The 10,998-nt window shown below is 68.6% G+C and carries 10 protein-coding genes; 4 read left to right on the forward strand and 6 right to left on the reverse strand.

The window, feature by feature from the left end:
* The first annotated feature begins 173 nt into the window (after positions 1 to 173).
* The 4 genes from ACIOMQ_RS11275 (at position 174) to ACIOMQ_RS11290 (ending at position 4,811) form a co-directional block, all read left to right on the forward strand.
* Positions 174 to 1,175 (forward strand): recombinase family protein, encoded by a 1,002-nt coding sequence (locus tag ACIOMQ_RS11275; protein WP_402188691.1) that lies wholly within the window; start codon positions 174 to 176, stop codon positions 1,173 to 1,175.
* A 593-nt stretch (positions 1,176 to 1,768) separates the two neighbouring features.
* The gene (locus ACIOMQ_RS11280; protein WP_401758119.1) at positions 1,769 to 2,299 is read left to right on the forward strand and encodes a DoxX family protein; all 531 of its coding nucleotides are present in this window, start codon (positions 1,769 to 1,771) and stop codon (positions 2,297 to 2,299) included.
* Between the two features lie 434 nt (positions 2,300 to 2,733).
* Positions 2,734 to 4,425, forward strand: a complete 1,692-nt coding sequence (gene ctaD, locus ACIOMQ_RS11285; RefSeq protein ID WP_402188841.1) for a cytochrome c oxidase subunit I — start codon at positions 2,734 to 2,736, stop codon at positions 4,423 to 4,425.
* The gene (locus ACIOMQ_RS11290; RefSeq protein ID WP_362201868.1) at positions 4,422 to 4,811 is read left to right on the forward strand and encodes a cytochrome c oxidase subunit 4; all 390 of its coding nucleotides are present in this window, start codon (positions 4,422 to 4,424) and stop codon (positions 4,809 to 4,811) included. Before ctaD ends, ACIOMQ_RS11290 begins: the two co-directional genes overlap by 4 nt.
* A 64-nt stretch (positions 4,812 to 4,875) precedes the next feature.
* On the opposite strand, the gene ACIOMQ_RS11295 is transcribed toward ACIOMQ_RS11290, so the two are convergent.
* The 6 genes from ACIOMQ_RS11295 to ACIOMQ_RS11320 all read right to left on the reverse strand — a co-directional run bounded on the left by ACIOMQ_RS11295 (position 4,876) and on the right by ACIOMQ_RS11320 (position 10,892).
* Positions 4,876 to 6,537 (reverse strand): cytochrome bc complex cytochrome b subunit, encoded by a 1,662-nt coding sequence (locus ACIOMQ_RS11295; RefSeq protein ID WP_402188843.1) that lies wholly within the window; start codon positions 6,535 to 6,537, stop codon positions 4,876 to 4,878.
* A gap of 313 nt (positions 6,538 to 6,850) precedes the next feature.
* On the reverse strand, positions 6,851 to 7,717 hold the full coding sequence (locus ACIOMQ_RS11300) for a hypothetical protein (RefSeq protein WP_401263617.1): 867 nt from the start codon (positions 7,715 to 7,717) through the stop codon (positions 6,851 to 6,853).
* 190 nt (positions 7,718 to 7,907) lie between these two features.
* Positions 7,908 to 8,261, reverse strand: coding sequence for a monovalent cation/H(+) antiporter subunit G (gene mnhG / locus ACIOMQ_RS11305; protein ID WP_362201874.1), 354 nt, complete (start codon positions 8,259 to 8,261; stop codon positions 7,908 to 7,910).
* Positions 8,258 to 8,620 (reverse strand): monovalent cation/H+ antiporter complex subunit F, encoded by a 363-nt coding sequence (locus ACIOMQ_RS11310; RefSeq protein ID WP_362201877.1) that lies wholly within the window; start codon positions 8,618 to 8,620, stop codon positions 8,258 to 8,260. The genes mnhG and ACIOMQ_RS11310 overlap by 4 nt, the downstream gene beginning before the upstream one ends.
* Entirely contained in the window at positions 8,617 to 9,240 is a 624-nt protein-coding gene (locus ACIOMQ_RS11315) for a Na+/H+ antiporter subunit E (protein WP_362201880.1), read from the reverse strand. Before ACIOMQ_RS11315 ends, ACIOMQ_RS11310 begins: the two co-directional genes overlap by 4 nt.
* Positions 9,237 to 10,892, reverse strand: a complete 1,656-nt coding sequence (locus ACIOMQ_RS11320; RefSeq protein ID WP_362201883.1) for a Na+/H+ antiporter subunit D — start codon at positions 10,890 to 10,892, stop codon at positions 9,237 to 9,239. The genes ACIOMQ_RS11315 and ACIOMQ_RS11320 overlap by 4 nt, the downstream gene beginning before the upstream one ends.
* Between the last annotated feature and the right edge of the window lie 106 nt (positions 10,893 to 10,998).

Consider the following 10,998-nt stretch of genomic DNA (forward strand, 5'->3'; position numbering starts at 1 on the left):
CCCTCGCATACGTCTCGTCCGGGAGTACGCGCCCGGGCCCCACTTCTCACAAATGGTCATCTGTGAGAGTTCTGCGAGAGGCCCGGAAGCGATCACGTTTCACCAGGTCGCCATTCGCAAAAGTCCTCTCGAAACCCGCACGTTGTGCGAGGCACTTCTGAGAGGCTGCCGTCATGGGTTTGACACCCGATCAGGCCGCATTGGCGGTAGAACGTCACGACTGCCCGAACTGTGACGCGCCTGCCGGCAGCGCCTGCCGTACCCGGGGCGGCAAGACCGCCGCGAAGTACCACACCCCGCGCTTCGTTCTCGTCCCCGCGCTCCGCGAGGAACTGGAGATCCCGGTGCCCGCCGACCGCGGTCCCGGCCGCGCATGGAAGCAGGGGCCCGCGCTCGCGGTGGTGCCCGCGCCCCGCACCGAGCGGCCGGTGCGAATCGGATACGCCCGCACGTCGACCGCCCGGCAGGAACTGGCGAGCCAGCTCGAAGCCCTCCGCCGGGCGGAGTGCCACAAAGTCTTCTCCGAGCAAATCAGCACCCGGGTCAAGGTCCGGCCCGAGCTGGAGAAGGCGCTCGCGCTGGCCCACCAGTTCAAGGAGGCCGCGCCCGAGACCCCCGTCATCTTCACCGTCCACGAACTCAAGCGCCTCGCCCGCAACGCCGCCGAGCTGATGACGCTGTCCGCCGAACTCCAGGCCGGCGGCATCCAGCTCGAACTCCTCACCGGCCCGCTCACCGGCATCTACGACCCCAACGGCATGGGCGCGATGTTCTTCGCTGTCCTCGCCGTCGCCGGGCAGATCGAGCGCAACTACATCCGGGAGAAGACCCTCGAAGGCCAGGTCGTCGCCGCGTCCAAGGGCAACCACGGAGGACGCCCGAAGGTCATCGACGACGACATGCTCACCTTCGCCGTCGCACTCAAGGACAAGGGCGTCCCCGTCCCCGAGATCGCAAAGAAACTCACCATCAAGGTCGGGAAGAACGCGGGCAAGTCCCCATCGGTCGCCTCGCTCTACCGAGCCCTGGCCGAAGCCGAGGCCGCCACGGTGGACGACGGCCTGCCGCTCAGGCCCAAGCCCGTACGCATCCGCCGCCCCGAGGACCCGCTCACCCCCGAAGAGATCGACCTCCGCGGTCCCTTCCACCTCAACCGCGCGTTCCTGGCCCCGTGAGCCCGGCACGGGCCGGTCGCCGAGTGGTGTTGCGTATCGGGTGCTCGGTGGTCGTGATCACGCATTCGCCCGGACGCCAGGGGTGGGGAGCGGGGAAGCCTCGTCGTGTGCGGGGCGGGGGGACGCGCAGGGGCGCGAAGTCCGGGAACCCGGGGTGAGCCGGTGAGCACGCATCGTCGCCGGAAGGGTGGACGATCGCGTGGCCCGACCGTGGACCGGCCGCGCCCCGAACCCTGGTCCAGCCGGCAATGTGCCGCCCGAGGGACCGCGGCAGGGGCGGCCCCTCCTCCTGGCACCCGCTGATACCGCGTGCACTCACCCGCTCCGGGGTCGAGACCGGCTGGGGAAGGGGTAAGGCTTGCAATGACAAGCCGACGTCACTTGATTCAATGTGAAACGACCGGGGGTCGACCGCCCAGCTGGTTCTCTTTGGTTCGGCTTCCTCCCGGCAGCGCCGCGCGTTACTCCGTGCCCGGCGTGCGCTCCAGGCGCCGCCGTGCGGCCGAACCTGCCGTGTCCCGGGCTGTCAGTCGGCACCGCCCCGGGGCGTCGGAGCAGAGAAGGAGCCTCCGGTGAAGTTCATCAATGAGAAGCTGCGTGCCCCGCCCCAGTCGGCGGCCGGCGTGCCGGCAACGCCTTCGGTCTCCGCCGGCGACTGCGGTCTGCTCCTTGTCAGGATCACCTTCGGCCTCCTCATGGCAGGGCACGGATGCCAGAAACTCTTCGGAATATTCGGCGGTGAAGGTCTCACCGCAACGGGCAAGGGCTTCGCCGGTCTGGGCTACCACCCTGGAATGGTGTACGCCGCCGTCGGCGGCGCCTCCGAGTTCTTCGGGGGCCTCGGCCTGGCTCTGGGACTGTTCACCCCACTGGCGTCGGCCACCCTGATCGGCGTAATGATCAATGCCATGGTGACCGTCACCGCGGCACATGGCCTGTGGGAGACCGAAGGCGGCGTCGAGCTCAACGTGTGCATCGCGGTCGTGGCGCTGGCCGTCGCTGCCCTCGGCCCCGGCCGGCTCGCCCTCGACAGACCCTTCCGCTGGGGAAAGGGCGGCTGGCCGGAAGCCGCCTTCGCCCTGTGTGCCGGCGGCATCGGCGCCGCCATCGTCCTGAGCCTTTGAATTCCGGACAGAAGAGGGTGACGCGGATCGTTCCGGCCCATCAGGCGCCCGCACCCTGCGTGCAGCCGGCCTGCCGCACCGTCGGTGAGTCCGGGGTCGGTTCCGCAGCCGTACGGCGTCGGGGCCGGTGAGCGAGCAGGCGGACGCCGATCGGAATCAGTCACCGCCCCGCCGCCCCCTTGTTGCCCCGTGCACCCCGTGCACCCCGCAGGGATGCAAACGGGAGGCGGTCTCCGCGCGGTGCGTGTCCGGCGCGTCCGTCACTTGGTATGACGGTCGAGCGGCGAGTCGTAGGCCCGGCCGTCCCCAGGCAGGTTTCCGGTTGGGCCGACCGCGGCTGGTCACCAGGCGCGGTGGTGAGCTGCCCCCGCCGTTCACCCGGCATCTCTGGAGGCGCCGTGACAGAGCTGGACCAGCCACACACGCGCACACCCCTGGACGGCTCGAATCCACGGGTGAGTTCGGGGATCAGGATCAGAAACTACCTGTCCACGACCGATCACAAGACGATCGGCAACATGTACCTGGCCACGGCGTTCGGATTCTTCCTGCTCGCCGGCATCCTGGCGATGCTGATGCGCGCGGAGCTGGCGAGGCCGGGGCTCCAGGTCGTGAGTCCGGATCAGTACAACCAGCTGTTCACCATTCACGGCACCGTCATGATGCTGTTGTTCGCGACTCCCACGTTCGCCGGGTTCGCGAACGCCGTCATGCCGCTGCAGATCGGCGCGCCGGATGTCGCGTTCCCGCGCCTCAACGCACTGACGTACTGGCTCTATCTCTTCGGCGGCCTGATCGTCGTCTCGGGACTCCTGCTTCCGAGTGGCGCCGCCTCCTTCGGGTGGTTCGCCTACGCTCCGCTGAACGATGCCATCCACTCGCCGGGAGCCGGTGGGGAGCTGTGGGCCATGGGGCTCGTCCTGGCCGGGCTGAGTACGACGCTGGGTTCGGTGAATTTCATCGCCACCATCGTCAGCTTGCGCGCCCCCGGCATGACGATGTTCCGCATGCCGATCTTCACGTGGAACATCCTGTTCACCTCCATTCTCGCCCTGCTGGCGTTTCCCGTGCTGACGGCGGCTCTGCTGGCGCTGATGGCGGACCGGAAGTTCGGCGCGCACGTCTACGACCCGGCCAATGGAGGTGCGCTGTTGTGGCAGCACCTCTTCTGGTTCTTCGGCCACCCGGAGGTATATATCGTCGCACTGCCGTTCTTCGGCGTGGTCACCGAAATCATCAGCGTCTTCAGCCGCAAACCCGTCTTCGGGTACATCGGCATGGTGGGGGCGACGATCGCCATCACCATGCTGTCCGCGGCGGTGTGGGCGCACCACATGTTCGCGACGGGCGCGGTTCTGCTGCCGTTCTTCTCGCTGATGTCGTTCCTCATCGCGGTGCCGACCGGGGTCAAGTTCTTCAACTGGATCGGCACGATGTGGGGAGGGAGCCTCTCGTTCGAGACGCCGATGCTCTGGTCGGTCGGTTTTCTCGTCACCTTCCTCCTGGGCGGGCTGAGCGGCGTGCTCGTCGCCTCACCGCCCATGGACTTCCACCTCACCGATTCCTACTTCGTCGTGGCCCACCTGCACTACGTTCTTTTCGGCACCATCGTCTTCGCCACGTTCGCCGGGTTCTACTTCTGGTGGCCCAAGATGACGGGGCGAATGCTTGACGAACGCCTCGGCAAGATTCACTTCTGGACGCTGTTCGTCGGCTTCCAGACCACTTTTCTGGTCCAGCACTGGCTGGGCGAGAGTGGAATGCCCCGACGTTATGCGGACTACCTCGCGGCCGACGGCTTCACCGCCCTCAACACGATCTCGTCGATCGGCGCCTTCCTGCTCGGCCTTTCCACCCTTCCTTTCCTGTACAACGTCTGGAGGACCGCCAAGCACGCGGCGAGGGTCGACGTGGACGATCCGTGGGGGTTCGGCCGGTCGCTGGAGTGGGCGACCTCCTGCCCGCCGCCGCGGCACAACTTCGAGGCACTGCCGCGGATCCGCTCCGACTCCCCCGCCTTCGACCTCCACCACCCCGAGGTGCCCCGGTCGGGGACCACTGATCGTGAGGTGCCGACCCCTGGTACGTCTGATACATCTGATACGTCCGGAGGATCTGGCGAATGAAATCCGAGGCGTATCTCTTCGCGGGTGTCGCGCTGTTCTTTCTCCTCACCGACGCGGCCTACATCGTGTTCGCCCGTGAGCCCGTGGGGGGAACCGCTCTCACGGTGTCCTTCGTCATGTCGGCGGTCATCTCGTTCTTCTGCGCCATGAACTACCGCCGCAAGGGCGAAAGGCCCGAAGACCGCCGGGATTCCCAGATCCAGGAACGGACCGGTGTGCTGGACTTCTTTCCGCCGCACAGCTTCTTCCCGGCACTGACGGCCGCCGGTATGGCGCTGCTGAGTCTCGGCATCGTGTACGGGCTGTGGCTCTTCCTCATCGGGCTCGGCATCGCACTCGCCGGCGTCTTCGGGATGACCTTTCAGTTCGCCGGACGCGACGACTGACATCTGGTGTCCCGGACGGTGCGTGGTCGGGCCCGCCCGGCGCCGGCCCGGTACGGGAGCGCTGTCAGCGCTCCTTGTCCGCCCCCGCGGTCGGCTTCTCCTCCGCTGCGGCGGCCGGGTCCTTCACCAGCTCCGCGATCCGCGCGCGTTCCTTCGCCGTCGCCGGCATGTCGACCCGGTCGCGGTAGTACCAGGTGCTCAGCGCGGAGCGGAGTCCGGCCGTGTGCGATGCCCGCGTGCGCGGCGGGGCCGGCGGCTGCGGGACGTCCCTGACCAGCAACCGGTAGCGCCGTTCGGCGGACAGCGGCTGATGACTGTCGCTGATCCGCCCGTAGACACTCTGGCTCACTCTGCCTTTCGCCTCGCCCTCCTCCAGCAGCCGGCGGTCATGTGCTTGCATGGCCAGGCACACGCGCTTGGTGACCATGAAGGCGATCACCGGGCCGGCGATCAGGGCGGTCCTGAGGATCCAGGTCAGTGTTTCGACGGAGACGCGGAAGATGAACGCGCTCACGTCATTGCCCCCCGCGACGAGCAGAACCGCGTAGAAGACGATCGCCGCCACGCCCAGACCCGTACGAGTGGGGCGGTCGCGCGGCCGGTCGCACAAGTGATGCTCCATCAGGTCGCCCGTCACCCATCTCTCGAAGTACGGGTACAGGTAGAGGACCATGAAGAGCACTCCGGGCAGCACCACAGCGGGCAGGAGGACATTCCACATGATGGTGTGCCCGACCGCCGTGGTCTCCCAGGGCGGCATCACCCGCAGCGCGCCCTCCAGGAAGCCCACGTACCAGTCCGGCTGCGAGCCGGTGGAGACGTGGTCGGTGCGGTAGGGGCCATAGCTCCAGACGGGGTTGATCTGGACGGTGGCCCCCAGCCAGGAAAGGACACCCACGACCATCAGGCTCAGGCCCGCGGACTTCGCGGTGAAATGCGGGAACATCGGCTGCCCGACGACATTCCGATTGGTCTTTCCCCGGGACGACCATTGCGTGTGCTTCAAGTAGACGACCAGCAGCAGATGCACGACGACCAGGGCGATCAACACGCCGGGCACGAACAACACATGAACGATATAGAGTCGCGGAATGATGACATCGCCTGGAAAATTCCCGCCCCACAGGAAGAAACCCAGGTAGGTACCGACAACGGGAATAGCGGTCACAATCGTGTAAGCGGTACGCAAACCGGTACCGGACAACAGGTCGTCCGGCAGGGAATACCCGGCGAATCCCTCCACCAGGGCGAGCATGAACAACGTGACGCCGATCATCCAGTTGATCTCGCGGGGTCTGCGGAACGCGCCGGTGAAGAAGACCCGGAGCAGGTGCACGCCCAACGCGGCGACGAAGATGAGGGCCGCCCAGTGATGCATCTGCCGAATCAGCAGCCCGCCCCGCACGTCGAAGCTGATGTCCAGCGTCGTCGCGTACGCCTGTGAGACCAGAACCCCTTGCAGAGGGACGTGCGAGCCTTCGTAGATTTCCTGCTCCATGCCCGGGTCGAAGAACAGTGTGAGGTAGCTGCCCGTCACCACGAGAGCGATGAGGCTGTACAGGGCGAGTTCACCCAGCAGAAACGACCAGTGGTCGGGAAATGCCTTGCGCAGGAGCGCTCCGCCCGCCTCGGACACCGGCGCCCGGCGATCCATCGCAACGTATCCGGCAACGGCTGCCTGACGGACCTTCCGTTCAATCCTTTGCTTTCGTCTACGGAACATCAAATCCGTCAGCTCCTTTCCTCTTGCGAGCCGTGTGTGGGGGGCAGCGGCAGCGCCCGGGGCACGGACGGATATCGGCACTATGCGCGGTCGGGGGAGCACCGTTCCCGCATTAGGCAGAACATGGGCACGGCCTTCCTGCCGCATCGGCACGGGCCGCGCGCCGCGCGATTCTTCCGGGGCAGCATTCTCCGGGGGCAGCACCGAATCCCGCGTACACCGCTACGGGCGGCCCGATCCCCGGTCGGCACTCTGGGCCTGCCCGGCTACGCGGGCGGCTGCGACCGGGGCACAGAAGGTACAGCCTCGTTGTGTTTCAGCGGGGTGTCGGCCCTTCCGGGATGTACTGGTGGCCGACGTCACGGACGAGGTCCAGGCCGAGGACCCGGTCGAGGTGGGCGAAGGTCTCGAACTTGGCGCCGGACGGCACATCGGAGCGTTCCGCCACATCGGCGAGCAGGTCCAGTACGGCGGCGACATCGAGGTCGTCGACGAGCGCCGCGTGCGACTCCCGCAGCAGATCGGCGGGGATCGGCCGGGACGGCTCCTGCGCCCAGTCGGCCACCTGCCGACGCCATTGCCGCAGCGTCCGCCGGGCCTCGGCCAGCGCCGCACCGGTGACCGTGACCGGAGTGGCGTAAGGACGGTGGAGCAGCAGCAGCCGCACGGCCAGGGGATCGGCGGTCTCGGGCACGAGTACATCCGGCCGGTCCGGGGACAGGAGGTGGCCGGGGTCGGGGACGCCCTCCTCCAGCAGGACCGTGCCGACCCGGCCCACCTCGATCCGGCCCCCGCCCGTGGCATCACCGATGTCGGCGCCCTGGGCGACCACGTGCACGTCGGCGGGGCCGCCGAGTGCCGCGTCCGGGTGGTGGGCTCCGACGACGACAGGGGGATGGATGCCGAGCACCGCCATGACCCGGTCGAGCGCCGTGGCCCGGTCGGGGGTCAGCTCCGGGGTGGTGAGGACCGTGACGACCTGGAGGCCGTTCAGCTCCGCGATGCGTGCCAGTACGTCACCGACCAGCGGCACACGCAGGTGCACCGGACCGATCCCGGTGCCGGCGCCAGTGCCGGTCCCGGTACCGATGACCGGCAGATGGACACAGCTGCGCAGCAGACGGCGGGGCGCGGCGGGGATTTCGACGAGGTGACCGGTGCGGGTGTCGGCGATACGCAGCATGGTCGGAGGCTAGTCGCGGGTGCCACCCGCATGTGGGAGAAACCCGTCGGGGAGTCCGGCCGTCGTCCCGGCGCGGGGCCGGGGCACCCGTCCCCGCGGCGACGCCCGTTCGTGGACTCACCGGGATCGCCCTCGGCCGCCTGCTGTCCACCGTTGGACGCGGCGCCGTGCGCCCCGCACGGCAGCGGTCTCAGTTCTCCTCGGTCAGTTGCTCGTCCAGTTCGTCGAAGAGCAGCTCGCCGTGGTCGACCTGGCCGGTCCGGTAGGCGGATCGTGCCACCAGGTGGGCGGCGACCGGGCCGGTCATCAGCTGGAAGAACCCGATCAGCGCGAGGGTGGCGAGATCCATGCCGCTGCGCAGCCGCAGGGCCACCCCGGCGAGGACCAGGAGCATGCCGAGGGTCTGCGGTTTGGTGGCGGCATGGCTGCGGGACAGCACGTCCGGCAGCCGTAGCATTCCGATCACACCGAGCAGGCAGATCGCCGCACCGATGAACACCAGCGCCGCACCGGCCGTGTCGAGGATCTGGAGCCAGAGGGTCATCGCGCGTCCTCCTGGGTCCCGTTCGTACCGCCGTTACCGTCACCGCGTTCGGTTCCGACCGCGTCCGCTCGCAGCGCCGGCCGGTCGCGCGCGGCGATGAAACGTGCGATGCCGACCGATCCCGTGAAGCCGAGGAAGGCCAGGACCAGCATGATCGGGAAGTAGAACGGGTCGCGCGCGAAGGCGGACTTGGCACCCAGGCCCGCGATGATGAGGGCGGCGCACACGTCCAGCGAGATGGCCCGGTCCAGCATGGAAGGGCCTCGCCAGATCCGGGTGAGGAGCCCCGCTCCGGCGATGACGATCACGACGACGGCCGCGGTGAGCAGCACCCGGTCGACGGTCTCCGGCGCGCTCACCCGCCCTCCCCCCTGCCGGGTCCGGTCGGTGGGGGCGGTTCGGCGACGCGGGCGATCTCGTCGGACGTGCCGAAGGCCCGTACGGTCAGCTCCTCGATCCGCCATACCGAGCGCCGCGCCGCGTCGAGTACGGCGGGTCTGTCCGCGTCGAGGACGTGCAGGAAGACGGTGGCGGTGGCGCGGCGGACCTCGACGATCGACCCGCCGGGCACATTCGACACCGCGACGGCGGTGGCCGCGAGCATCAGGTCCGAGCGGCACCGCAGCGGTACGGCGATGACGGCGGCCCGGTGCGGATGGTCGACGAAGATCTGCCGGGTGACCCGTACGCCGGAGGTGTACATGTCGTAGAGCAGATAGCCGGCGAGCATGATGATGCCCCACGGGTGCAGGCGGAGCCCGAGGTCGACCCGGGGCAGCGGGAACGCCAGACAGACCGCGACCGCGACGACCGCGCCGATCAGGATGTTGGCCCAGTTCAGGCTGGACCAGAGCAGCACCCAGATGAAGGTGAGCCAGGCGATCAGCGGGAGATCCAGCACGCGTCCCCGCCCGCCGAACTCACAGCTGAAAGGGGGCAGGTCCTTGTTCCGGAAGGACAGCTTGACGAGGCGTTTCACCGGCCGAGCACCGCCTCTACGTAGGGGGTGCGTGCGATGAGTTCGGCGGCCGCGCGGTCGGTGTAGGAGGTCAGCGGTCCGGCGAACACGGTGAAGGCGAGTCCGAGGGCGACGGCTGCCGCGGTGGCCGCGGTCATCGGCCGCGGCAGTTGCGTCGTGGTGGTGACGGCGTGTCCGTGCAGGGTGGCCGCGACCGCGAGCCCCGCGGGCTGATGGCGGTGGCGGACCGGTTCGTCGCCGCTGCCGCGGATGTGGTCGGGGCCCGCGTCGGCGTCGTTGTCCTCCTCGTCGGAATCGGCCTCCAGAACGGTGCCGGCCACGACCTGTCCCGGGGGCGCGGCCCGCCAGAACGCCAGGTTCCAGACCTTGGCCATCACGTACAGCGTGAGGAGGCTGGTCACCGCCGACCCGATGACGAGGAGCCACGCCCAGACGCTGCCGTCGGCGACCCCGGCCCGCATCAGCCCGAGCTTGCCGATGAAGCCGGACAGCGGCGGGATACCGGCCAGGTTCATGGCGGGCACGAAGAAGAGGACGGCGAGCAGCGGGGAAGCCTTGGCCAGTCCGCCGATCCGGGTGAGTTCGTTGGTGCCGCCCCGGCGTTCGATGAGCCCGGCCACCAGGAAGAGTGTGGTCTGGACGGTGATGTGGTGGGCGACGTAGACGATCGCGCCGCCGTACGCGTCCCGGGTGGCGAGGCCGATGCCGAAGACCATGTAGCCGATGTGGCTGATGAGGGTGAAGGAGAGCAGCCTCTTCAGGTCGGTCTGGGCGACGGCTCCGAGGATGCCGACGACCATCGAGGCGAGCGCGGCTGCCATCAGCAGGTCGCCGAGCCGGTTGCCGGGGAAGAGCAGGGTCTCCGTGCGCAGCATGCAGTACACGCCGACCTTGGTGAGCAGACCGGCGAAGACCGCGGTGACGGGGGCGGGCGCGGTCGGATAGGAGTCGGGGAGCCAGGCGGCGAGCGGGAAGACGGCGGCCTTGATGGCGAAGACGGTGAGCAGCATCGCCTGGATCAGGGTCTGCACCCCGAGGGGGAGCGCGGCGAGCCGGCCGGCCAGCTGCGCGAGGTTGGCGGTGCCGGTCGCCGCGTAGGTCATGGCGATGGCGGTGAGGAACAGCATCGACGAGAACAGCGAGATGATCACGTAGGTGGAGCCCGCGCGGATGCGGGATCCGGTGCCGCCGAGCGTGAGCAGGACGAAGCTGGCGACCAGCATGATCTCGAAGCCGACATAGAGGTTGACGAGGTCACCGGCGAGGAAGGTGCAGGAGACCCCGGCGACCAGGATCAGGTACGCGGGGTGGAAGACCGCCACGGGTGTTTCCTCGTCCCGGTCGGCCATGCCCTGGCCCAGGGAGTAGACCAGCACGCAGAGCGTGATGGCGGAGGAGACGGTCAGCATCAGCCCGGAGAGCCGGTCGGCGACCAGGGTGATGCCGAGCGGCGGCGCGAAGTCCCCGAGGTGGACGGTGAGCGGGCCGCGGGTGTCGGCGACGATCATCAGCGTGACGGAGAGCCCGAGCACGGCGGTGAGCACGGCGACGCTGACGAGGCGTTGGATCTTCTTGAGCCGGGTGCCGACGGCGAGGCTCAGGCCGGTGGCACAGAGCGGCAGCAGCACCGGCAGGGGGACGATTGCGTTCATCCGGTGTCTCCCGGGTCGGCGTCGGGGCGGGAAGGTTTCTGTGTGCGGTCCTCGGGGTCCGCGTCGGGGCGGGAAGGTTTCTGTGTGCGGTCCTCGGCGTCGGGGC

This window comes from Streptomyces sp. NPDC087845 (genome assembly GCF_044742755.1).
Lineage (GTDB): Bacteria > Actinomycetota > Actinomycetes > Streptomycetales > Streptomycetaceae > Streptomyces.